16 protein-coding genes are annotated in these 24,408 nt (G+C 44.8%); 11 read left to right on the top strand and 5 right to left on the bottom strand.

Annotated features, from left to right (window positions below; genetic code table 11):
• Positions 1-90 precede the first annotated feature (90 nt).
• Both ACQY73_RS12470 and ACQY73_RS12465 read left to right on the top strand, forming a co-directional pair.
• Positions 91-1,158 carry an Ldh family oxidoreductase gene (locus ACQY73_RS12470; RefSeq protein WP_428666264.1) on the top strand — a complete coding sequence of 356 codons (1,068 nt, stop codon included), beginning with the start codon at positions 91-93 and terminating at the stop codon, positions 1,156-1,158.
• A 137-nt stretch (positions 1,159-1,295) separates the two neighbouring features.
• Positions 1,296-1,988 carry a hemerythrin gene (locus tag ACQY73_RS12465; RefSeq protein WP_428666261.1) on the top strand — a complete coding sequence of 231 codons (693 nt, stop codon included), beginning with the start codon at positions 1,296-1,298 and terminating at the stop codon, positions 1,986-1,988.
• 61 nt (positions 1,989-2,049) lie between these two features.
• On the opposite strand, the gene ACQY73_RS12460 is transcribed toward ACQY73_RS12465, so the two are convergent.
• Positions 2,050-4,128: a serine hydrolase gene (locus ACQY73_RS12460; protein WP_428666258.1), complete on the bottom strand. Its 2,079-nt coding sequence runs from the start codon at positions 4,126-4,128 to the stop codon at positions 2,050-2,052.
• Positions 4,129-4,270: 142 nt separating this feature from the next.
• On the opposite strand from ACQY73_RS12460, the gene ACQY73_RS12455 reads away from it, so the two are divergent.
• The gene (locus ACQY73_RS12455; RefSeq protein ID WP_428666255.1) at positions 4,271-7,702 is read left to right on the top strand and encodes an ELWxxDGT repeat protein; all 3,432 of its coding nucleotides are present in this window, start codon (positions 4,271-4,273) and stop codon (positions 7,700-7,702) included.
• A 344-nt stretch (positions 7,703-8,046) separates the two neighbouring features.
• Positions 8,047-11,094 carry an ELWxxDGT repeat protein gene (locus ACQY73_RS12450; RefSeq protein WP_428666253.1) on the top strand — a complete coding sequence of 1,016 codons (3,048 nt, stop codon included), beginning with the start codon at positions 8,047-8,049 and terminating at the stop codon, positions 11,092-11,094.
• A 161-nt stretch (positions 11,095-11,255) separates the two neighbouring features.
• On the opposite strand, the gene ACQY73_RS12445 is transcribed toward ACQY73_RS12450, so the two are convergent.
• Positions 11,256-11,561 (bottom strand): hypothetical protein, encoded by a 306-nt coding sequence (locus tag ACQY73_RS12445; protein ID WP_428666250.1) that lies wholly within the window; start codon positions 11,559-11,561, stop codon positions 11,256-11,258.
• 381 nt (positions 11,562-11,942) lie between these two features.
• Here ACQY73_RS12445 and ACQY73_RS12440 point away from each other — a divergent pair, with 381 nt between their 5' ends.
• Both ACQY73_RS12440 and ACQY73_RS12435 read left to right on the top strand, forming a co-directional pair.
• Positions 11,943-15,041 (top strand): glycoside hydrolase family 3 N-terminal domain-containing protein, encoded by a 3,099-nt coding sequence (locus tag ACQY73_RS12440; RefSeq protein WP_428666247.1) that lies wholly within the window; start codon positions 11,943-11,945, stop codon positions 15,039-15,041.
• 113 nt (positions 15,042-15,154) lie between these two features.
• Positions 15,155-16,477, top strand: coding sequence for a serine hydrolase domain-containing protein (locus ACQY73_RS12435; protein WP_428666244.1), 1,323 nt, complete (start codon positions 15,155-15,157; stop codon positions 16,475-16,477).
• A gap of 68 nt (positions 16,478-16,545) precedes the next feature.
• Here the strand turns inward: ACQY73_RS12435 and ACQY73_RS12430 are convergent, their stop codons facing one another.
• Positions 16,546-16,713: a hypothetical protein gene (locus ACQY73_RS12430; RefSeq protein WP_428666241.1), complete on the bottom strand. Its 168-nt coding sequence runs from the start codon at positions 16,711-16,713 to the stop codon at positions 16,546-16,548.
• A gap of 159 nt (positions 16,714-16,872) precedes the next feature.
• Positions 16,873-17,334: a hypothetical protein gene (locus ACQY73_RS12425; protein WP_428666238.1), complete on the bottom strand. Its 462-nt coding sequence runs from the start codon at positions 17,332-17,334 to the stop codon at positions 16,873-16,875.
• Positions 17,335-17,446: 112 nt separating this feature from the next.
• On the opposite strand from ACQY73_RS12425, the gene ACQY73_RS12420 reads away from it, so the two are divergent.
• From ACQY73_RS12420 to ACQY73_RS12410, 3 genes are all read left to right on the top strand, one after another.
• Positions 17,447-18,397, top strand: a complete 951-nt coding sequence (locus tag ACQY73_RS12420; protein ID WP_428666235.1) for a helix-turn-helix transcriptional regulator — start codon at positions 17,447-17,449, stop codon at positions 18,395-18,397.
• 81 nt (positions 18,398-18,478) lie between these two features.
• Positions 18,479-18,907, top strand: a complete 429-nt coding sequence (locus ACQY73_RS12415) for a VOC family protein (RefSeq protein WP_428666232.1) — start codon at positions 18,479-18,481, stop codon at positions 18,905-18,907.
• Between the two features lie 32 nt (positions 18,908-18,939).
• On the top strand, positions 18,940-19,389 hold the full coding sequence (locus ACQY73_RS12410) for a GyrI-like domain-containing protein (RefSeq protein WP_428666229.1): 450 nt from the start codon (positions 18,940-18,942) through the stop codon (positions 19,387-19,389).
• A gap of 91 nt (positions 19,390-19,480) precedes the next feature.
• Here ACQY73_RS12410 and ACQY73_RS12405 read toward each other — a convergent pair whose 3' ends face one another.
• On the bottom strand, positions 19,481-20,326 hold the full coding sequence (locus tag ACQY73_RS12405; RefSeq protein WP_428666226.1) for a cupin-like domain-containing protein: 846 nt from the start codon (positions 20,324-20,326) through the stop codon (positions 19,481-19,483).
• Between the two features lie 362 nt (positions 20,327-20,688).
• Between ACQY73_RS12405 and ACQY73_RS12400 the strand changes: the two genes are divergently transcribed.
• Positions 20,689-22,437 (top strand): phospho-sugar mutase, encoded by a 1,749-nt coding sequence (locus ACQY73_RS12400; RefSeq protein ID WP_428666223.1) that lies wholly within the window; start codon positions 20,689-20,691, stop codon positions 22,435-22,437.
• 261 nt (positions 22,438-22,698) lie between these two features.
• Positions 22,699-24,384, top strand: a complete 1,686-nt coding sequence (locus ACQY73_RS12395) for an ABC transporter substrate-binding protein (protein ID WP_428666220.1) — start codon at positions 22,699-22,701, stop codon at positions 24,382-24,384.
• Positions 24,385-24,408 lie beyond the last annotated feature (24 nt).

Here is a 24,408-nt window from a genome sequence, read left to right as displayed (position 1 = left end):
CTTCATCTTTCGCTTTGTTCAACGGCATTTCTCAAAAATAGTACGACATTTGCGGCGTTATTATTTTCTCCAACGTCACACTGAACACATATGTTTACTGCTGAGCAACTCAAAACCTTTACCCAACATATATTTCAAAGCATTGGTTTTTCGGAAGCGGATGCCCAATTAGCCGCAAAAACCCTCATTTCGGCAGATCTGCGCGGCGTAGATTCACACGGGATTGCCCGTTTGGCAGGGTATGTACGCCTCTTCGACCACGGCCGGTTGAATCCCAAACCCAACATCCGTATCGTTCACGAAACTCCCAGTACGGGCGTGGTAGACGGTGATGCGGGCGTAGGACTCGTTGTGGGGCCAAAAACAATGGAGATCGTTATTGAAAAAGCCAAAAATGTAGGTTCCGGTTGGATTTCAGTACAAAACTCCAACCACTTCGGCATTGCGGGTTATCATGCCATGATGGCATTGGAGCACGATATGATCGGTATGGCCATGACCAACGCTGCGCCGCTGGTTGCACCCACGTTTTCGTTGGAAAAAATGCTCGGCACCAACCCCATTGCGGTGGCCGTACCTGCCAATGAAGAGCCTGCTTTTGTGGCCGATTTTGCCAGTACGGCGGCTGCCTATGGTAAATTTGAGATTCTCCAACGCAAAAACCTGCCTGCACCTTTGGGTTGGGCGCAGGATGTCAATGGAGAAATAACCACCGATGCTAATCCCATCAAAAATGGTGGAGCATTATTGCCGCTCGGCTCCGACCGCGAACACGGCAGTCATAAAGGATATGGTTTAGGAGCCATTGTAGATATTTTTTCGGGTGTACTGTCGGGCGCAAATTACGGCCCTTGGGTGCCGCCTTTTGCCACGGCGGGTTTTATGGCGGCGGCTGAAGGCGTGGGCCGGGGAACGGGGCATTTCTTCGGGGCAATGCGCGTTGATGGATTTCGGCCGGCTGATGAATTCAAGGGGCACATGGATAATTGGATTCGCCGGTTTCGCAGCGCGCAGGCGGTGGAAGGAAAGCAGGTGTTGGTGCCCGGCGATCCGGAGCGCGAAATCGAAGCACAGCGCCTGCAGGAAGGTCTTGATTTGCTTGATCCGGTCGTTAAGTCGCTGGAAGAATTAGGGAAAAGATTTGGGATTATTTTATAAAATCTTAAATTGCTTTATAAAACAGCTCGTTGGATATAACTGACCTTTGTCATGGTTTCTCTACAGGTGTATGTCTAAACTTGCTTTTTAACTCAAAACCGGTTTAAGCCGTCATTCAATCTGAAATAACATAAGTCATGACAAGAAATACCTATAATGAGCTTATTAATGAGGTACTTATGCACCAGTCGGTTACAGAACGTCTTGAAGATTTCAGCGGAAAGAACCGTATCGAATTGGACAATGAACTGATAGAGCTGATCCTGGATCTGTACAACGATGATCAGGATTTCCCTTATCAAAAGATCAGGAAGTTTTCGATGAGTGATATTTTGGCCTATTTACAGGCAACACATCGCTATTACCTGACCAAGAAACTTCCTGAAATTGAGCAATCACTTTTGCATATTTTCAGTAAATACGGACAAACCCATGAATTGTTGGCAGAGTTGTGTATGTTTTTCAATGATTACAAAAACGACCTCATTGAGCATGTCAAGATGGAAGAACGTGCGTTTTTTCCTTATATTAAAAAGTTAATGAAGGCGGATACCGGAGAGTTGTCTCAGGCCGAAATCAGGGAACTATTGAGCACGACTTCCATCAAACAATTTACGGAGCACCACGACTCAATTGAAGATGAGTTGAAAGAGGTAAGTCAAATCATTAAGCGCTATTCTCCCGTGGAACGCCCACCGATGCCCTACCGGGTTTTCCTGAATCAAGTGGAATTTTTTGAATTGGAACTTCGCAAACATGCCATCATTGAAGACCATGTATTGGTGCCAATGGCCATAGAGTTGGAAGAACGTCTCCGAGCCGAACTCTGATAGTGCCCGTCAGACGGTTATTGTTACGGCGATAACCAACCGTCTGACGGGTAATTTATTTTTATTGCCCTACAAAAGCGAGTTTTTGAGCTTTGGGATCGATGGCTAAACGTGTGATCTGTTTGATACCCAAACTGCTCCAATCCGCGGCCAATTGCCATTCCTTATCATATTGACTGTTCCATTTGTATAGCTTCGCGCCTTGCGCCATGAACAACGTCCCGTCCGATGCCCAGGCACAATCTTCACTGCCTGTGGGCGTCTTGATAAGCGTTTTTGTTTGTAATGTGCTCATATCCAATTGCTCCACCTGCCATTCGGACGCCGATACTTTATGTACAAAACTGACCGCTTTTTGAGATGGAACCCGCAGCAATGAGCGCCCGACGTTGGTGGTGATCGTTTGCCCCTTATCCGTCGAAACGCGCGCTAATTGGAGCATATTAGGTTGACCTAACACAAACAAAACCAGCGAGTCAGACCCAAACCAGCAATGATACCCAACGGGTTTGATACTTGGCAAAATGACTTTCGGGTTTTTGCCCGTTTTCAATTCAAATTGCCAAAGTCGTTGCGTTTGGTCGGGCTCTACCCGAATCACCGAAAAGTGCTTTCCATCGGGCATAACCGTGGCCGAATATTCACTTTCGGGCGTTTGGGTCAAGGCAGTTGCCGTTTTCTTTCCTAAATCATACGTCCAAATATCGGTTTGTCCATTGGCCTGTTGAGTATAAAGCAGTTTTTTTCCATCAGGAGTGAAAGAAGGCTGATTGTCGTAACCTACCCGTTTGGTAATATTAGCCGGCTTCCCGAGAGTGACATTTCCCGACGAAATGTTTAAGTCTGTCACATAAATTTCGGTGTCAGGTATGGTGGGGGTAAAAGCTTCCAATACTCTTTTTACAATACCATCCAGGGCATTGTTCTCGATCCACCGCACCACCATCACGAGTTCATGGTCGGGGTCAACGTAGACGATGTTGTTACCGTTTCCTACGTGATAATACACATTGGCCGGCGCACTCGGGATCGGCTTCTGTCCGGTGTTCAAAAACCAGTTCATGTACCCATAGGTAGGTTGGGCGGGCGTAGGCGTAGTGGCCTGTTTTACCCATTGTTCGGAAAGCAATTGCTTGCCGTTCCAGTTTCCTCGGTTGAGCGTCAATAGTCCAAACCGAGCCATGTCAAAAGCATTGATAAACATCCCGCCGCCCCAATGGCCTCCGCCGCTGACCGACTGCACCGGTTGCCCGTCCAACACGATCCAAGCGTTGCGGTAGCCCGTCCAACGCCATGTATTGGACGCGCCGATAGGGTCCATAATATGCTCTTTCAACACCTGCGGCAATGGCTTCCGCCATACACTTGTAGCCGCCAGTGCCAACGCATTTACTCGCACGTCGTTGTATTCGTATACACTCCCCGGGGCATTGCGGGGGCGCGTAAGCCACGTTGCGGCATCTTTGTCGGGGCGGTCGGCCCATTCAGGTTTTCCCCAGAGCGTTCCTTCCCAATCGGACGTTTGACGAAGCATATTATCCCACGTAATACGGCGATTGTGGGGCGTGTCGAAAAGATTCAGCAATTCGGGTTTACCATATTCATCGGCAGGGCGTTGCACAGGTTGACCATAAAGTTCGATTGGCGGCACATACGATGCGACGGTATCGTTTACGTTCCGAATCAATCCTTTATCAACGGCGATGCCTACTACGCTCGAAAGAAAGCTTTTAGTCACGCTGTGCGTAATATCGCAACGGGACGGCTCTCCCCATTGGGCCACAATGTAGCCTTTATAAACGATGATGCCCGTTTGGTCGCCGCGATCCGCAAACGGCCCGACCGCAAATCCGTACGGTTCCTTGCCAAAGCTCTGATAATGAGATTGCTCCATGCTGCGCGGATTTTTGGACTCACCGGCTTTCGCAAAGGCAATGGCTTCCTGAATCTTGGCGGGATTCAGCCCCATTTCCGTCGGTGTTTTTTGCGCCCATGTATGCGCAGGAGGAAAATAAAGCGTTGATTTTTGTTGGGCTGAAACAGGCGCAGAAACCAAAAACAGTGTAGACAAAAGAGCAGGTAATAATAGATTGCGTCGGTAAACAGCTTGGTTTTTCAGTAGAAGGAAAAGGTAGGTCATAAGGAGTAGTAAGCGTTGAATGAAGTGAGACGTAACAAAGATAAGTACTGCGGATTACTTTTTTTGCGCAGATTTTTAATTACTGGGCATACTGTTATTTTTGTCACTCATTCCATTTCAAACCATACTTACTTACCGATTAATGAAACAATTTTACACTACGCTACTTCTTCTTTGTTTCTTTTTCCCTTCTCATGCCCAGCAATTATTAAAAGATGTTTACAGCAGCAATGGCAGCACGTTAGACTTCGCATATTCTGTGACTATTGGAAATGCTGTTTATTTTACAGCTTCGAGCAATTCTTATCGTGAAAATAATTTATATAAAACCGATGGCACAGCTGTAGGTACCCTACTACTAAATACAACAAATACCGGTAGTAAATTTAGAGCAATAAATAGTTTGTTGAGTTTTAATGGGAAAGCAGTTTTTAAGGCTGTTGATAATACATCCGGTTATTATGCATTGTTTATAACTGATGGCACAGTTGCCGGGACTGTTAAACTCATAAACCTTCCATCAAATTATGATATATATGCATGCTGTATCCTTAATAACGTACTCTTTTTCCGTGATTATAATACGAATATGGGGGAAGAACTATGGCGCACTGATGGAACGGTAGCCGGAACATATTTTTTTAAAGATGTAAATCCGGGTAGTGTTGACAGTGTTCCTTATTATTTTACAGTCGTTGGAAATGTTGCTTACTTCAGGGCTTTTACAAACTCTTCAGGCTTTGAACTTTGGAAAACGGATGGTACTCCTGAAGGGACGATACAGGTGAAAGATATTTATTCGGGAAGCTCGGGCAGTGAGTTGGAAAATTTTACTTTGATGAACGGCACTTTGTATTTCACTGCTACCGACGGTGTAAACGGAATAGAATTATGGAAAACGGATGGTACAGCTGCAGGGACGATGATAGTCAAAGATATATATACAGGAAGCAGTAACAGTTCACCCTCCTATTTAAAAACACTTGGGAACAAGCTTGTTTTTATGGCAAATGACATTTATGGACGAAGAATTTGGTCTTCGGACGGTACTTCAGCAGGAACAAAGGTGATTAACAATTCTTTGTATTTTCTCCCATACTATACTTATGTATGGGAAATTTTAAACAATAATATCATTTTTTGTGCTTCTGATGGTTCAAATGGAGTGGAATTATGGACGTCGGATGGTACAGAATCAGGTACGACTTTATTAAAGAATATCAATTCAGGTTCTGGCTCATATTCTAATCAGACCTTTAATCAGGAACCAAATTTTACAGTAGTAGGGAATAATTTATTTTTTTTAGCTAATGATGGAATCCATGGGGGAGAGCTATGGAAAACGGATGGAACCACTGCAGGAACAACATTAGTTAAAGATATTAATAACTCGCCCGCTAATTCGGACTATGAATTTTTGTCTTTTGAAGGAGTTGGTACTAAGGCTGTCTTTATGGCTCGCTCTTCCGAGAATGATAAAAATGAGATGTGGATATCGGATGGAAGTGAGGCCGATACTGTTAAAGTAAAAGATATTCAGCCGAATTTAGAAATAGAATTGGCTCGCTCCGTGTCATTTTCTCTCGGAAGTACTATATTTTTTTCAGCATATCATCCCGTAACAGGACACGAGCTATATAAAACTGACGGAACTGCTGTCAATACATCTTTAGTAAAAGATATTACCCAGACTTCCGGTTCTTCATTAGGTGAAGAAAACCGTTTTGTCCATTTTAATAACCTTACCTTTTTTACCGCGAATGATGGAAGAGTAGGGGGAGAGTTATGGGTAACCGAGAATACGGGGGAAAGTACCTCTTTATATTATGATTTTACTCAAAGCCGTTTCGATGCCGGAATATATGAGTTGGGGTCTACGTATTTCTCTACTTTGTTTAATAATTTTACTGTATTCAATAATGAGTTGTATTGGACAACAAATGGAAGCTATTTGTGGAAAACAAATGGATTGACTGCGCCTGCTAAAGTTTTTTATACTAATGGTTCTACCAATGGAAAAGCAATCTTTGGACAACTGAATAACGAACTCTATTTTTTAACAGGATTAAAACTTTATAGAGGCAATGGAAATCCTAATGATATTAAAAGTTCCTTTAGCTTGGTAAAAGATCTTCTGTCTCTTCCCTTTTGGGATAATTATGTTTCAGACTCAGTAGCCCGCATGATACCTTATAATGGACAGTTGTATTTTGTAGCCAATGGGTATAACAATGCAGGATATGAACTGTGGCGGACGGATGGAACAACGGCCGGAACGGTCATGGTAAAAGACATTTATGCAGGCTCTTCGAGTTCTAATCCTTTTGGTTTGACGGTCTATAATGGAAAATTATATTTCATAGCTACTAATGGAATAAATGGGTACGAACTCTGGCAATCAGATGGTACGAGTGCCGGTACGAGTATGGTAATAGATTTAAATCCCGGTTATAATAACGGATTTCTCACATCTCCATTATCAAGTGATAAGTACGGAGTCTTGGTGGCATTTAATAATAAGTTGTTTTTTCGGGCAGATAATGGAACTTCAGGGCATGAATTATGGCAATCGGATGGAACGGCAGCAGGTACTTCAATGGTCAAAAATATAATGACCGGCTCAAATCATTCTTACCCTAACGGACTTGTTACGAATAAAAATCGACTCTATTTCTCAGCATATACCCCTCTTAAAAACCAATTGTATAGCTCAGATGGGACTGAATCAGGTACACAATTGATAAAGCCTGAGGTAGAAATCAATAGCAGCTTATTAAAGGGAGATTCTTCCATCTATTTTCGAGGCAGTAACTTTGATGTCAGTTCAAACGCAACTCCAAAATATTATTACCGTTCAGACGGTACAAGTGCCGGTACTGTTCGCATTACAAATAGTGACTCGACGGTCAATACCACATATAATCCCGTAATCATGAGTTACTATAACGGAAAACTTTATTTTTCAGTCTGGCATTCAAGAATAGGCCGCGAACCTTGGATACTCCGCCCTGATTGCCCCGACGAATATTCCTTCAGTAATCCCGGTGAAACCACGCCTTCGGGAAGCTCCTATCGTTTCAAAGCAGCAAAACGCATTGAAGCATTTAATACGTTACAAACCAATAGCAATGTAGTGTATCAGGCCGCAAATTCGTTGGAATTAAAGCCGGGCTTTTCGGTAAGCAATGGAGCAATGTTTAAAGCGCAGATCGGCGGGTGCGATACTGATATCAATGCGTTGAGCAGTCGAACTGCCGTCAAAGATTTGAAAAAATTGTTGACAACACCCGCAGTATCAGCAACTGAAGAAAAAGAACCAATGCAATTGCCTTTAATGGAGGAGTTTTTACAGCAGCCGGGAGGAGAAGAAATAAGGCATTTGATCGAACGACAACGCATAGCGAAAGCATCTTATGAGTCCTTACCTATGGCGGAACGCATCAGCCGGAATCCTGTAACGGAGCCAAACGTTACCATAGAATATGTGCGAACGGAGGGCCAAGAAAAAGTATTTCGGATGCGTGTACAATTGAATGAACAACTGCGAGCGTTGGAGTTGAGAAAAAGGATGTAAGTCGATAAAAATAAAAAAGAAACAGCCTCGCCAAGCATTGCTCGGTGGGGCTGTTTCTTTTAGAAACTTCTTAAACTATTCCCCAAGCACAGAAAATTTTACCCTTTATCGTAAAAAAATCAATGTCCTCGTCAGACGACTTAAAGAAGCGCGTCAATGGTTTGGAGGGAAAAAAGCCTGATTTTAGATTTTAAGGCTATTTAATGGTTCTGGTTTTTTTTCTTTAAACCTAGAAATGTATGATAGAAGAAGAAGTTTAAAGTCGTGTTTTAGTGTATATTAGTAATGTTTATAGGTATTAACGAGTGTGTTTATGGAATTTGAGGGGCTTTTAGTTAAATATCATGAAACAGTTTTCTGCACCAATCTTATGTCTTCTTTGCTTTTTTCAATCGTATGCCCAACAACTTCTCAAGAATGTTTACGGCACTAATGCAAGTACGTTGGATGTGGCCAATGCCGTAAATATCAACGGGGCAGTTTATTTTACCGCATCCAATGCCAATCAAACATTATTGTACAAAACCGACGGGACGCCCAACGGAACGGTCTTGCTCAATATGGCAAGTACCGGCGATCAGATACAATCGCCTACGAATTTGGCAAATCTTAATAACTCGCTCATCTTTCTGGCGTATAAAAGCGGGAGTGGTTATAGCCTGTTCAAAACCAATGGCTCTATTGCAGGAACTCTTGAATTGTTCAGTACTGCCTCTGACGCCTCGTTCATGAATGTATTGGGCGTAATGAGTAATGTGTTATACTTCAGTTTTTTACAGGATACTACGGGGGTAGAATTATGGCGAACGGATGGCACGCCTGCGGGTACCTATATTGTAAAAAACATCAACGCCGGAAGTGCGAACAGTAGCCCTGCCTCATTTAAAGTCATTGGAACAAAAGCGTATTTTCAGGCTAACAACGGCGTGAATGGCGCCGAACTTTGGCAAACGAACGGTACGGCAGCGGGAACCGTTTTGGTAAAAGATATCTATGCCGGTGCTTCAGGCAGTTATCCCACGAATTTTGCGGCAGTAGATACTACGCTGTTTTTTCAGGCAACAAACGCTGCGAACGGCAGTGAATTGTGGAAGTCCAATGGGACGGCGGCCGGTACGCAGTTGGTGAAAGATATTCGTGTCGGAGCCGTTGGGAGTACGCCGAGTTCATTACAAGTGCTTAATAATCAGTTGTATTTTACGGCATATGATAGTCTCAGCATTCGATTGTGGAAATCGAACGGTACGGCGGCGGGGACGCAGTTGGTGAAAGATTCATTGCGTAATGTCACAAATACGGTGGTATTCAATAATCAATTGTTCTTTACTGCTTCCGATGGAGTGAAGGGGTTTGAACTGTGGAAATCAACCGGCACTGCTGCCGGGACTACATTGCTGAAAGACATTCATCTAAGTTCGGGAGGGTACGATGAGCTGGCTTTTGGCTCCAATCCCGTTTTGACAGTTGCCGGAACGACGCTCTATTTTTTCGCAAACGACAGTATAAATGGACGAGAATTGTGGAAAACCAACGGTACACTTGCGGGAACAACATTGGTGAAAAATATAACGGCTTCGACCGCAAGCACTTATTTTGAAACGGGAACTACGTTTGCCGTTGGCAATAAAATAGCCTTTATGGCAGGCTCAACGCCGAATGAAATCACGGAAATGTGGCTTTCGGACGGCACAAATGCCGGGACGGTTATGGTCAAAAACCTGAATCCGAGCCTGACCATTGAGCAGGCGCGGACGGTGCCGGTGGTGTTGGGTGCCGGCGTTTTTTTTACGGCCTACAATTCGGTGTCGGGTCATGAATTGTACCGAACAGATGGCACACTTGCCAATACACTGTTGGTCAAAGACCTGAATACCGAAGCCGTAAATTCTTCCGTAAATCCTTTTGGTCGGGTGGTTCATTGGAATAATAAAACGTTTTTTACCGCCGACGACGGTAAATCCGGTAATGAGTTATGGATGACCGACAGCGCAAGGGTCACTACGATACTGTACCGTGATTTTACCAAAAATAGGAGTGAAAGTGTCGCGCAGTCTCTAGGGGCAACGTGGTTTTCGACGTATTTTAACAACTTTACCGTTTATAAAAATAGCCTTTATTGGATGGTTAACGGGCGCTATTTGTGGAAAACAGACAGTACCAATTCTCCCGTGAAAGTATTTGATACGTTTTCTCCCACTGCCCAAAAAGTGTTGTTTGCGACGTTAAACAATGACCTTTATTTTTTGAGTAACGGTCTCTACAAAAGTGATGGTAACGATTTCAAAAAAGTGACCCATAAAATAGCCGGTATACCCGCAAGAAACTATTCAGATGCGGACTCTTCCGTTAAAATGATCGCTTACAATGGATTTCTGTATTTTTCGGCAAGAGGGTACGATACAAAAGGGGATGAGTTGTGGCGAACAAACGGCACCGATTCGAGCACCGCATTGGTGAAGGATATTAATCCGGGCGTTTCAAGTTCAAGCCCTTATGGTTTTGTGGTGTATCACAATAAGTTGTATTTTATTGCCAAAACCGACAGTTTGGGTCATGAACTTTGGCAATCAGACGGCACTGCGGCAGGAACTAAATTGGTCAAAGATATCAATGTCGGTGTCGGTAGTGGATTAGGTAACGGCCTTCATTTTGAAGAATCATATGGGACGTTGGTCGTGTATAAAGACAAGCTCTACTTTAGGGCAACCAATACCGCAAACGGCACCGAACTTTGGCAATCAGACGGAACAAGCGCAGGAACCGTTTTGGCCAAAGATATAGTGAGTGGTGCAGGCAGTTCCAATCCCTTTTCGTTGGTGCCGTTGAATAATAAACTCTATTTTATTGCCAATAACCAACTCTGGCGATCTGACGGCACCGCTGCCGGAACACAGCCTGTTAAAAATTCCCTGTTTTCGGATTATCGAATAACGAAGGGCGATTCTTCTATTTATCTTACGGCCTACGAAACCGCGCCGGCGCCTATTTTACAACAAAAAAGTTATGAATTATATCGTTCGGATGGCACCAATTCGGGTACCGTGCCGCTCACCGATATTGATTATGGCTTAAGCAGCTCATTACCGCAACTGATTTCGGCGTATAACGGTCGAGTTTTTTTCTCGGCTTACCGTTCAGATATTGGCCGGGAACTGTGGAGTATTCGTCCGGATTGCTTGCCGGCCTACTTTTTTTATAATCCGGGAGAAACAACTGCCACGGGCGCGAAGCATTATTTCAAAGCAAGCAATAAGATTGAGGCCGTCAATACATTACAATCCAACAGCAACGCGATTTATCAGGCAGGCAATCAAGTAGAGTTAAAGCCGGGGTTTGAGGTCAAAGCGGGGGCGGTATTCAAAGCGCAGATCAATGGCTGTGATACGGACTAAATACTTGATACTTGGCTATCTGAAAATGAAAGCCTTTCAGAAGTTACAAATAATAGGATCATAGGTTAAAAACGACAAACTCACGGTTGACAGGTTTGTCGGGCAGGCGATGAAGAACAGAATTTCTTCTGTTCTTCATCGCTTGTTGAGTAGTTATATTATCAGGCAACCAATCGCTCGTTGTCTGCATTATCTCGGGAATTTAATTTTTTCAATAACTTACCACACCGTAAACTAACGCTTCTGGGGGTAAGGGGTTTGTAAATCTCATAAAGGTATTGCTTGCCTTCCGCCACCGTTTTTATCTGAGTAAAGGTAGCTTCCATGTGAATCAGACACATTCCGTTTGGGGAAGTGAAAGTACCTTGCTGGAACCAGGATTTACCCTGTTTTTGTCGGGGTTCCCAATCAGTATGCCCGCCATTTAAGTCTCTCGTCTGTAATTGATCTGACAATCTGTTTTTCATTTGCTGCTATTGGTGTTAAAAGCTGATATAGATGCATTTGTGCTGAAATTTCAAGGAAAAACGGTCGCATTTTTTTTGTCGTTTTTACTATCAAATTTACGAAAATTTCAGGTAAAATCAAAGGCCAAAAAAGCCTTGAAATCACCCTTTTTACCTCGGTGAGTTTACAATTTTCAGTCTAAAATATGATCTTATAATCAATGTGTACACGGTAGCTCAGAAAAGGTCTTTAAAAAATAAAAAGCCCCGTCAAAGACTCTTTTCGTGGAGCTTTTTATAAATGTGTGTCAATCTTTTTGATACCGGGATTTGACTTATGTGTACCTTTTTTCAACCTTTGACTATCAATAACCATCAACGCCGGCATTCTTGCGGAATTACATGAAAAAGCTTCTGTTCCTACTACTCTTATTGACATTTTGCAGTACAACTTTTGCCCAAACCACACCTCCCTTTTTACAACATCCCAATCAACGCTGGATAGACTCGGTTTTTAACAGTTTGACACCCGATGAACGCATTGCTCAACTCATCATGGTGGCGGCGCACGGTTATCCGACCAATCCCAAAAGGGTGATCATTGACACGACTTTTTCTAATCCGCGCGTGGTGGCGCAATACATTCGCGACTATAAAGTAGGTGGCGTTATTTTCTTTCAGGGCGGCCCGGTGCAGCAGGCGCAGCTGACCAACTATTATCAATCGATCTCTAAAGTACCGTTGTTGGTTGCGATGGATTCCGAATGGGGTTTAGCCATGCGCTTGGACAGTGCGGTGCGGTTTCCGTATCAAATGACAATGGGGGCGATTCAGGGCAATGACGAACTGATCTATAAAATGGGCCGCGCACTGGCGGCTCAGAAAAAACGACTGGGTGTACACATCAATTTTGCTCCTTCGGTAGACGTCAATAATAACGCCAATAACCCCGTCATTAATTTTCGTTCGTTCGGTGAAAATCCCCAAAAAGTGTTTGAGAAATCGTACGCTTACATGAAAGGAATGCAGGACGGCGGCATTTTGAGCTCGCTGAAACACTTCCCCGGTCACGGCGATACGGGCGTAGATTCGCATTTTGACCTGCCGGTTATTCCGCACAATCGTGCGCGCCTGGATTCGGTCGAATTGTATCCTTTTCGTAAGTTGATCGAAAAAGGTGCTGATGGGGTGATGATGGCGCACTTAGCGATTCCTACCTTTGATACTACGCCAAATCTGCCGTCAACGCTTTCAAAACCCATTGTAACGGGTGTATTGAAGGACCAGCTGCACTTCAATGGTCTCATCTATTCCGACGCTATGAACATGAAGGGGTTAACCAAATATTTCCCCAACGGCACAGGCGATGCGAAAGGCCTGGAAGCGGGAATGGACATATTGGAGTTTAGCCCTAACGTGCCGGCTGCCATTGCCGAGATCAAAAAATCCATTGCTGAAGGTCGTATCAGTCAGGCTGAGATAGATGCGCGGGTCAAAAAAGTATTGGCCGCAAAAGCGTGGGTCGGATTGGATAACTTCAAACCCATTGAGACCAAAAATCTGATTGCCGACATCAACGATAAACAGTCTGAACTCCTTAACCGTTTGCTCACCGAAAACGCGCTGACCGTATTGAAGAACGAAGGGTATATTCTGCCCATCAAGCATTTGGACAAAGTAAACATCGCTTCCGTTTCACTGACCGATGCCCCTGCCGCCACAACGGCTACCAAAGACGGCGTGGTGGCGCTTGGTACTCGCAATGAAACCACTAACACCGGCGACCTCACTACCTTTCAGAAAACACTTTCATTGTACACCAACGTCGATCATTACGTAATTCATCCTCAAACGCCCGACAGCGTGCAGGCCAAAATTCGTACGGCACTGAAAAGCTACGATGTAGTGTTGGTGGGAGCACATCTCAATAATATTCGTCCCGGAGCGAATTATGGCATTACGCCCACCACGGCGGCTTGGGTGAAGGAACTGGCAAATAATGGTAATTCAGTCATTACGGTATTCGGCAATGCGTATTCGCTCAATAAACTGGAAGATGTTGCCAATGCAAAAGCGCTGGTGATGGCATATCAACTGACGCCTTTTACCGAGGAATTGTCTGCACAATTATTGTTTGGGGCCATTGCGGCCAAAGGCAAACTGCCGGTGAGTGTCAATGCCCGATTCGGCTACGGAGCGGGGCTTGATATTCCGGCCATTGGCCGCCTTAAATATACCATTCCGGAAGAAGTGGGATTGGACAGTAAATGGCTTTCGTTCAAAATTGACTCCTTGGCCAACAATGCCATTGCCCAGAAGGCAACCCCAAGTATAGTCGTTCAATTGGCCAAAGATGGAAAAGTATTTTACCGCAAAGCGTACGGTACGCACGTGTATGCTAACCCCTCCCCTGTAGGGAGGGAAGATTCTACTCCCCTCCATCAAAGGGGAGGGGCAGGGGGTGGGGTTCCGCCGCGTCCCGTTCAGCTCACTGACTTATATGATTTTGCTTCGGTAACTAAAATTGCGGGTTCGACTATGGCGTTGGCGCGGTTGCATAGCGAAGGTAAGTTTAATTTGGACGGGACGATGAAGGATTATTTGCCCGATTATAAAAATTCCAACAAAGCAGACTTGGTGTGGCGGCAAGTGCTGACGCATCAGGCGGGCCTGAAAGCGTTTATTGCGTTCTGGCGCGATACTAAAAATGCCGACGGAACATGGAAAAAACGTACGTTCAGTTGGGGTAAAACGTCGCACGGCCCTTACACAGTTCAGATAACGGACAGTCTGTGGCTACACAAAAAATACCGTAAGACCATTTTTAAAGCCATCAGAGAATCGCCGCTCAACGAGAAGAAGGACTATATTTATTCTGATCTCTCCTTTATGCTGTATCCGCAGGTGGTTGAAAACATTACCGGTGTGCCGTTTGAAGAGTATTTAAAAACCAACGTTTATCGGAAAATCGGTGCCAATTCGTTGACGTTTAACCCAAGACGGTTTTATGATCTAAGCAAAATCGTGCCCACAGAGCGTGATACCTTCTTCCGTCAAACGCTCGTTCATGGCCGCGTACACGACGAAGGAGCCGGTATGTTGGACGGACTCAGCGGTCACGCGGGGCTTTTTGGTAATGCCAACGACCTGATGAAAGTGACCCAATTGTACCTCCAAAAAGGCAGTTACGGCGGAGAATCATTTATTTCCGAAAACACGATGAACGAGTTTACAAGCTACCAATTCCCCGAATCACGTCGCGGAATTGGCTTTGATAAACCGTGCCGTGTGTATTGTGGTAACTCGCCAAAAAGTGCCACTGCGATGAGTTACGGGCATACAGGCTATACGGGCATCATGATCTGGAACGACCCCGCATACAACCTCAATTATGTATTCTTATCCAACCGCGTGTATCCAACCCGCGACAATAATAAGATCTCAACCCTCAACGTCCGCACGGCCATTATGCAGGTGGTGTATGAGGGATTGGGAAAATAATGATTGAATTTTCAACCTTTCCAAGTCTGAGCGACCCCGTCCGGGCGACCCCGTCTTAAAGACTTGGAAAGGATTTTTTATGGTGAACCCTCCATTATCTTTACTTTACCCTCATGACCACTAAAAAGAAAATCCTCTACACAATTTTTGCCCTATTGCTCATTGGCATAGTCTACGCCGCCAATTATGCCTATCGCTATGCGCTGATCGGCGCGGGCTACAATGCCAAGACCATTTGTTCGTGTGTGTATGTATCCGGGAGAAGTTTGGAGTCGGTGGTAGCGGAAGATTTATACAGCATTCCGTTTGGTACCAAAACCATTGATACAGTGGCCAAAACGGCCACCGCAACCATCTTTGGAATTGCTTCCAAAACCGCTGCTTTTCGCCCCAAATTAGGGTGTACGATTTTGAATGACATTACCGCCGAAGAACTGCGGCAACAACCAAAAGTGGAAGAAATGACTTCTCAAACTGAGGTGTTAACCGATTCCATTTTACCGCAACCGCAGCAGGAAACCCTCAAAAAAACGTTGAATTGGGCTTTTGCAGAACCTGACCCTAAGCACCCCGTCAGGACGCGAGCCGTGGTAGTGCTGCACAAAGGTAAAATAGTGGCGGAGCGCTATGCAAATGGAATTACGTCCACAACGGCATTGATGGGATGGTCCATGACCAAAAGCGTGACCAATGCGATGGTGGGAATGTTGGTGAAAGACGGGAAACTGGATGTTACTAAACCGGCTCCCATCGAAGAATGGGCCAACGACACCAGAAAGGTGATTACCACAGATGATCTGCTCCGAATGAGCAGCGGACTTAAATTTGGAGAAATATACAGCGGCATCAGCGATGCAACCAAGATGCTTTTCGCGGCACCGGGTGCGGGAAAATACGCCATCCAAAGCTCGGTAGAAGTGCCACCCGCGACCAAATGGTATTACTCAAGCGGAACGAGCAATATTTTACAGGAAATCATTCGTCGTCAATGTAAGACCCGGACTGAATACCTGAATTTCCCGCATCAACGATTGTTTCAAAAGCTGGGCATGAACACCGCAGTCCTTGAACCCGATGCTTCGGGAACGTTCGTGGGCTCGTCGTTTATGTACGCTTCGGCGCGTGATTGGGCCAAATTTGGACAGTTGTACGCACAGGATGGCATTTGGAAAGGCGAACGTTTGCTGCCCGAAGGTTGGGTAACGTATTCGTCGCGCGAAACGCCTCATTCGGAAGGTAGATATGGGGCGCATTTTTGGACCTATGTTCGCAAAGACGGCTTGCCTGCGGATAGTTTTACGATGAATGGTTTTGAAGGGCAGTTTGTACTCATTATTCCATCCAAGCAGTTAGTGGTGGTACGTTTGGGCTGTAGCCCTGAAGAAAAATATTTTAATGAGGTGCGTTTCTTCAAAGAAATTGCGACAGCATTTTAATAGGCATATACAGTAGAGACGCAACACATGTTGCGTCTCTACCGGTAATCACCGCAAAATGTGCGGTTCTATTTTGATTTATTTTTTGAATGTTGCTCGGCGCCTTTGTTGGGGAAGCCGCTTTTATAATTGGATTCCGTGTAGGTAGTGGCCGGATCGCTCGGTATTTTGGCTCCCTGTCCCTCTTGGCTTTTCGGAGAGATCTTGTTGTCCTGTGTTTCTTTTTCCTTTTTCATGACTTTGATCGTTTAATTGAAAATCAATTGGAAATACAATTGACTTCTCAAAAGGTTTATGCCATGCGTTTACTGATACAAAACGATCGAAAGAATGAGGCCGTTTTTACTCAACGAGGTTGAGCCTGCACATTTTTACCCAACTAAGAATTGATTGTTTTAAAGCGGCTTAAATTTCAACGTCAGTTTGGTTACGCGTGGCGGGTCGTATACACTGCTGCGGGTTTCCATTTCAAAACTGTCTTTGTAAACATTGCGCGGATAGATGTTCCAGCCACCTGTTTTGGTGGCGGTGTCGCGTAAGGCAATCACGTTTTGCTTAACATAGGCCTCCCACTGAAATTTTTGGGTATCTTTTGCGCCGTTAAAATGTCCTTCAAAGCTGCCATCGGGTAAAAAACGTACCCATTCCATGTACGAATCGAACTGCACGCCACTGATGTGCGGGATGTGTTTCCCATTTTTAAATAAGGGGGCCTCGTCCATCAATATCTCCTGAATTTGCCATTTAGGCACACTCGTCAGACGTTTTTGGGCTTCCTCAACATTATCTGCGGGCCGATTGCAGGCAGTGAGTCCTAAAGTAATGACAAAAAAGAACAGAAATTGGCGTGAAGTCATGGAATTTTAGGAATTTTGAAAATCATACCCAATACTATAACGGAATCGGGAGTTTGCAAAATGTTCCTGCGAATTCAGCCTTTCATTTGTTTTTCAGCTATTCCTCTTACTCATGAACCGTATCGACCGCCTTACCGCTATTTTGATTCAGTTACAATCCAAACGCGTCGTAAAAGCGCAGGAAATAGCCGACCGTTTCGGCATGAGTTTACGCACCGTATACCGAGACATACGAGCGTTGGAAGAAGCCGGCGTACCTATTGGCGCGGAAGCCGGCGTGGGTTATTTTCTGGAAGATTATCATTTGCCGCCCGTTATGTTTACCAACGAAGAAGCGAGTGCATTGCTTTTTGGGGCCAAATTGATCGGTAAAATGGCCGATGAGTCGCTGCGTGAAGGGTTCGATTCTGCGTTTTACAAAATAAAATCGGTGTTGAAACGCAATGACAAAGAGCACTTGGAAGATCTGGAATCACGGGTGGCCGTGTTGGCGCGTCATCGGCAGGAACCTTTTTCGGTGCATTTGCTCAACCAGATTCAGCAGGCCATTGTGCGCCAACACGTTTTGTGCATTGATTATGTAAACAATTTTCATAAGCAAAATACACAGAGGGAAATAGAACCCATTGGCTTAGTATATTACAGTTCTCATTGGCATTTGATCGCTTTTTGCCGATTACGCGGCGATTACCGGGATTTTCGAACTGACCGCATTCAAAATCTGACCAATACCGAGCGATTTTTTCCAAAACAGAATCTGCTTACCCTGCAAGCTTACCTCGACCAACTGCGGGTACAGGAGCACCTCGAAGAAGTGACACTTTGGGTGCATAAGGGGGCGGCATTGTTTATGCAGGAGCAGCGTTATTCGTGGGGGTTTATCTCGGAGGAAGTACACGAAAAATATGTCAAAATGACCTTTATGGCGCAGCACTTTGAAGGCATGGGTCGTTGGCTTATGACCTACGGGAAACATATCACCGTAGAGAATCCGCCGGAGATGAAAGCAATGATGCAAAAATTGGCGCTCGAAATTCAGGAACATTATCTTCAACCCTACTGACATACCGTTGTCACTTGCCGGTCGTATCTTTGTTTCAGTAATAAAAACAATCATTTATTTATTCTTAAACAAAAAGCAACCATGGCAGCAATCAATCCTTATCTCAACTTTTTAGGGAACACGGAAGAAGCATTTAACTTTTACAAATCCGTCTTTGGCGGCGAATTCCTGGCAGTTCAACGCTTTAAAGATACACCCGAAGGTGATAAGCTATCGGCAGAAGACAATGAAAAACTCATGCACATAGCGCTGCCAATCGGCAACGGCAATGTATTGATGGGAACCGATGCCTTGGAATCCATGGGACATACGCTCACCTTTGGCAACAACTTCTCTTTATCTATCTCGGCAGACAGCAAAGAAGAAGCCGACAAAATCTTTAACGGATTGTCTGAAGGGGGAGATGTAGAATTGCCGCTTCAGGATATGTTCTGGGGAGCGTATTTCGGAATGGTGAATGATAAATTCGGCGTAAAATGGATGGTGAACTACGATTATCCTAAAAACTGATTTACTTAACTAAACCCCAAAATTCAACAGCCATGATTATCAAAGAAACGCAACCTTTTAACGCGCTTACTTTCACCACACAAGCCAGACTTCCTGAACTGAGTAAGTATGGCTTAGTCGGTCAGAAACTATGCAGTGAAGCCGACCGACTGGGCATCCAACCCGGCGGTGCTCTGCAATGGAATTACTTCGGAATAGACGGCCGCCCCGAAACGGTTTTTACGTTGGTGATCGCCTTACCTGTTCAGGAGAAAGCGGCAGAAGTTCAAGGTTTTGAAAGTAAGCAGATCCCTGCACTCAAATGCCTTTCGCTTGTTCATGAAGGGCCCTGGGAAAACCTCCCCCAATCGTATGGAAAAGCAATGGGCTATCTTTCGGCCAATGGTCTTACCATGACCGGTGAATGTCGGGAAATTTATGCAACGATAGATTTGGAAGAAACCGCCAATAACATTACCGAAATTCAGATCGGAATTAATTAACCGCAACTTACCCCGTAAAATAAAAAAGTGTGAAGCAGGAGAGAGGAGTTACCTCTTTCTTACTTCGCACTTTCGTTTTTTCAGTATTGTTTTAATTCATTGCCATTGCCCTTTCTTCCGCTTTTTCTTCTTTCCAGTGCTTCCAACGGGCGCCGAGGAGCTGGTTCATTCCCTTGTCCACCACAAAATGACGGGCAATGTTAGACAACCCCCGAAGTCGGGTAAATACACTGTCGTTGGCGCGGAGCGATATCGAGAATCCACCGTCTACGTATTGGATAAAATGCCAGAAAGTAGAAGGAATGAAGATCGTTTCGCCATGTTCCAGCACGGTATCCCAACCGGACGCTTTTTGAAAAGCAGGATATTTTTCATAATCGGGATTCAGCACGTCTATGTGACTCTGTACCGTAAAAGGATGTTGATACAAATAACGGCTTTGGTCCGGAGCAAACAATATAACGCGTTTGCGCGTCTGAAACTGGGTCAGAAACACCGAAGAGCAGTCGATGTCATAGTGCAGTTTTACCACCGCGCCCTGTCCCCCGAAAAACATAAAAGGATATTCTTTCACAAAACCGGGCATAATGGTAGGTATCTTAACATCGTTGACCAATTCGGGTGCATGCAGGAAGATGTTGTACAAAAACATCCGTAATTCGGTAGGTCCCGCCTGAATCAGGTCCAGATAATCTCCAAAAGGCATATGGACTTTAGGGGCCATGTAGCCTTTGCCGGCATCATGGAAATCATTGCCGAAAAGCGGCACTTTCAAATGCCCATGATTCCGTTTTAAATAATCAAATGTCCATTTTTGCGTAGCGGGCCAATCAGCAGCCAGGTCACGAAAAACAACAGGACGACCCGGTAAAAGGTATTGTTCTCTAAATTCTTCGGGAGTAAGCCCGGCGCGCTTTTCAATCAACTGTAATTGCATTTTAATCAATGGCTATTATGTAAATAAAAAGAATTTCAAAACTAATAATTCTTAAAAAAAATCGTACCAACGGTACCTCTAAACGTTCTCTTTTTTTCATAGACAACCCAATCGCCGCAACCACTTTTTAAAACGTATTTTTTTGTGAATTTGTGCCGATGATTTGCCGGAATTTATAAACTCTCAATAAATAATAAGTAATTACGCTCAGTAGTAAGGAATTGTAAAGCACTTGCCTGCTATTTTATTGCCTAAAATACGGTTTGAATAAAACATAAAGTTGCAAGATTCAGGCGAGTCATTAAATTTGGGGACGTTTCCCCTTTTTTATTAAAAATTGTAAATCCAAAACTCGAAATTTTATGCTCGAAGCTGCTGTACAAACCAAAGTAGACCAATGGCTTAGCGGTAATTATGATGCCGAAACAAAGGCTGATATCCAACAACTGGTTGATAAACAAAACTTTACTGAACTTACTGATTCGTTTTATAAAGACTTGGAGTTTGGAACGGGAGGATTGCGTGGGTTGATCGGGATCGGGTCCAACCGCATGAATCAATATACCGTGGGAGCGGCTACGCAGGGATTGGCCAATTATTTAAACAAAACGTTTTCGGGAGAAAAAATAAGCGTTGCCATTGCCCACGACAGCCGCATCAAATCGGACGAGTTTGCGCAGGTAACGGCCAATATTTTTTCGGCCAACGGCATTGATGTCTATCTCTTCAAAGGCCTGCGTCCTACGCCTGAGCTAAGTTTTGCCGCCCGTATTTTGGGCTGTAAAAGCGGCGTGGTCATTACGGCTTCGCACAACCCGAAAGAGTACAATGGCTATAAGGCTTATTGGGACGACGGCTCGCAGGTAGTGGCTCCGCACGATAAGAATATCATTGAAGAAGTGAACGCCATTCACTCCATTGATGATATTAAATTTGAAGGCGATGCGTCCAAAATTCATCCCATCGGCGAGGAAATTGACGAAAAATACATTGCTCAGATTTTGTCGCTCTCGATCTCGAAAGACGCCATTGCCCGTCAAAAAGACCTGAAAATCGTGTACACTCCGCTACACGGTACGGGCGTAACATTGGTGCCGCAGCTGTTGGCCAAAATGGGTTTTGAAAACGTAACGATCATTAAAGAACAGGCTGAACCTCAAGGAAACGGATTGTTTCCAACGGTTGTCTATCCCAACCCCGAAGAATCAGAGGCAATGTCGATGGCGGTAAATCGCGCCAAAGAAATAGACGCTGACTTGGTCATGGGAACCGATCCGGATGCCGACCGTGTAGGGATTGCGGTAAAGAATCATCATGGCGAAATTCAACTCCTGAATGGAAACCAAACGGCTACATTGTTGATCTATTATCTCCTGCAGGCGTGGAAAGAAGCAGGAAAATTGACCGGCAAAGAGTTTGTGTGCAAAACCATCGTAACCACCGATCTGATCGACAAAATGGCGGCGAGCTACAACGTACATTGCTACAATACCTTAACCGGTTTTAAATACATTGCACAGGTAATCAGAGAGTTGGAAGGACAGCAGCAATTCATTGGCGGCGGTGAAGAAAGCTACGGCTACCTCATCGGCGATGCCGTGCGCGACAAAGACGCCATTGCAAGTTGCGCCATGATCGCCGAATTGACGGCCTATGCCAAAGATAAAGGATTGAGTCTGTTTGATCTGTTGATGGAAGTATACAAACAATTTGGCTTCTACTACGAAGGCCTGATCTCATTGACCAAAAAAGGCAAAACCGGCGCAGAAGAGATTCAGCAAATGATGGCTGATTTCCGTGCCAACCCGCCTCAGTCGATTGCAGGATCACCGGTTGTTCGTATTGACGATTATAAATCGTTGAAACGCACCGAAAACGGAGCTACTGTAGATATTCCGTCGGGAAGTATGGGGATTGAGCCGTCGAATGTGCTTCAATTCTTTACCGCCGATGGGACCAAATTTACGTGTCGCCCTTCCGGTACAGAGCCCAAAATCAAGTTTTATGTAGGCGTAGTGGCCAAATTGGAGCGCAACGAAGACTTCGACGACGTGTACGATTCGCTGAAACAAAAAGTAAAATCCATCGGCGAAGAACTGAATTTGAAATAAGCCCAAATAAACTTTTTTGAAAAAAAGTTTGTAAGATTAAAACAAAATAACGTATATTCACGTTACGTTTGAAGTTCCGAATCATACTTCTGAACTTTTCATCATAGGTTAAGTGTGAGAAAAGCCATTCGCATATAGCGTGATGGCTTTTTTGTTTTAAGGCATCTTCTTATTTTTACGTTAGCATTGGCCTCTCAACAATAGACACGTTAAAATTGTTTTTAACTTTGGCTCCTGATTTACCCCACTAATGTTTTTCTGATGAGAAAATCCCTTCTGTTGATTTGTCTTTTTCCTTTCATGTTGCATGCCCAAGGCGTTGACGCTACTTATGAACGCGAATACAAGCGAGGAGTAGCGTTGTACAAATCGGGTGATTTTGCGTCGGCTATCAGTGCGCTTACCCCGCTCACTGCCCGTAAATATACCCACGGACTAGCTCCCTTTGCGCACTATTATTGGTCGTTGGCGACACTGAAAACCAACCGCTTGGCCGAAAGCCGTCAGATGTTGATGCAATTGCGGGAACGCTTTCCCGATTGGAAGAAAATGGACGATGTGCGTTATGTGTTGGCCGATATTGCTTTTCAGGAAAAGCAGTTCGGCGAGGCGTTGGATTACCTGGAAGAAATTTCGAACGCGTCTGTTAAAAAAGAAACAGAGAGCCTTAAACGCTTTTATGTCAATAAATTACAGGACATAGCTTACCTCAAAAGCCTGAACCGACAGCACCCATCTGATAAGACTGTTGCGTTGGCGTTGATCGACATGATCCAGCGTACCTCTAACGAAAAGTCAGATTTGGAACTGTCCGACCAATTGACCAATCGTTTCGGAGCGGTGGCGTCCAAGCCTTCTACGGCGGTTTCCCCCGTTCGTCAGGGAGGAAACAATCTTCAAAAAGGATATTATAATGTGGCCGTAGCGCTGCCGTTCCGTTTACAGGAATTCAATCCCAACCAACGGGCACGCAGCAATCAATTTGCCTTCGATATGTACGAAGGAATGAAATTGGCCAAAATGAAATTACAACAGGAAGGGATTTTGGTCAATCTGTTTACGTATGATGTGGGTAATGATCCGGAAGATATGCTCAATGTGGTCAACAACGCAAACTTTGTCCAAACGGATCTTCTGATCGGACCGGTATACAATGAACCCGCCAAACTGGCCGCCGATTATGCCGAGACCAATAATGTGTTTTTTATTCATCCAACGAGCCTTGCAACCGATATTTTGGTCAATCACCCCAATACATTATTGCTGCAACCTTCTTTTGAACGACAGGCGCAGCAAGGGTTCGATTTCATGCGTTCGCAACCTTCACCCATTCGCAAAGTTGCCATTTATTACGGTTCTACCCGGCGTGATTCCACCTTGGCGGCCGCTTACCGGATCAAGGCCACCGATGCAGGTTACCAAACCATTGATTTCCGTAAAACGCGGGAAAAACTGGACTCTGCGGCCACGATAACCGAGCTCAATAAGCCCGGCCACGTGGCAGTTTTCAGCAGCACCGAAACGGACGGAACCAAAGTAATGAATATGTTGACCAAACGGCGGCTTACGGTTCCGCTTTTGGCGAGTTCATTGGCCTTCAATATGCAGAACATTGTTCCTGCGGCGTTGGCAGGGCGTGAGGTATATATCATTGATACTGAATTTATTGACACCTCAAAACAGAGTGTAAGAGACTTCCAGATGAACTATTTGACCAAGCGAAATACGATCCCTTCGGTATATTCGATGCAGGGATACGATGCTGTTCTGTTCTTCGGGCGTTTGTTGCACAAATACCGCAATCAGGTTCGCAGCGGGTTGGATACGCGCACCTATAACGACGATTATCTGCTTTCGGGCTTTAACTATAAGAGTTCCAATGACAACCAAATGGTGCCTATTGTGAAGATGGACGATATGCGGTGGATTTTGGCCAATGGACAATAGGAGATTTTTCAATTTAATCAGTAA

This window comes from Runella sp. (assembly GCF_965279615.1).
GTDB lineage: Bacteria > Bacteroidota > Bacteroidia > Cytophagales > Spirosomataceae > Runella.
This window is presented reverse-complemented; position numbering and strand designations above follow the sequence as displayed.

Coding starts and splice junctions, on each gene's coding strand:
- ACQY73_RS12470 (WP_428666264.1), top strand. CDS start 91: ATGTTTACTGCTGAGCAACTCAAAACCTTTACCCAACATATATTTCAA.
- ACQY73_RS12465 (WP_428666261.1), top strand. CDS start 1,296: ATGACAAGAAATACCTATAATGAGCTTATTAATGAGGTACTTATGCAC.
- ACQY73_RS12460 (WP_428666258.1), bottom strand. CDS start 4,128: ATGACCTACCTTTTCCTTCTACTGAAAAACCAAGCTGTTTACCGACGC.
- ACQY73_RS12455 (WP_428666255.1), top strand. CDS start 4,271: ATGAAACAATTTTACACTACGCTACTTCTTCTTTGTTTCTTTTTCCCT.
- ACQY73_RS12450 (WP_428666253.1), top strand. CDS start 8,047: ATGAAACAGTTTTCTGCACCAATCTTATGTCTTCTTTGCTTTTTTCAA.
- ACQY73_RS12445 (WP_428666250.1), bottom strand. CDS start 11,561: ATGAAAAACAGATTGTCAGATCAATTACAGACGAGAGACTTAAATGGC.
- ACQY73_RS12440 (WP_428666247.1), top strand. CDS start 11,943: ATGAAAAAGCTTCTGTTCCTACTACTCTTATTGACATTTTGCAGTACA.
- ACQY73_RS12435 (WP_428666244.1), top strand. CDS start 15,155: ATGACCACTAAAAAGAAAATCCTCTACACAATTTTTGCCCTATTGCTC.
- ACQY73_RS12430 (WP_428666241.1), bottom strand. CDS start 16,713: ATGAAAAAGGAAAAAGAAACACAGGACAACAAGATCTCTCCGAAAAGC.
- ACQY73_RS12425 (WP_428666238.1), bottom strand. CDS start 17,334: ATGACTTCACGCCAATTTCTGTTCTTTTTTGTCATTACTTTAGGACTC.
- ACQY73_RS12420 (WP_428666235.1), top strand. CDS start 17,447: ATGAACCGTATCGACCGCCTTACCGCTATTTTGATTCAGTTACAATCC.
- ACQY73_RS12415 (WP_428666232.1), top strand. CDS start 18,479: ATGGCAGCAATCAATCCTTATCTCAACTTTTTAGGGAACACGGAAGAA.
- ACQY73_RS12410 (WP_428666229.1), top strand. CDS start 18,940: ATGATTATCAAAGAAACGCAACCTTTTAACGCGCTTACTTTCACCACA.
- ACQY73_RS12405 (WP_428666226.1), bottom strand. CDS start 20,326: ATGCAATTACAGTTGATTGAAAAGCGCGCCGGGCTTACTCCCGAAGAA.
- ACQY73_RS12400 (WP_428666223.1), top strand. CDS start 20,689: ATGCTCGAAGCTGCTGTACAAACCAAAGTAGACCAATGGCTTAGCGGT.
- ACQY73_RS12395 (WP_428666220.1), top strand. CDS start 22,699: ATGAGAAAATCCCTTCTGTTGATTTGTCTTTTTCCTTTCATGTTGCAT.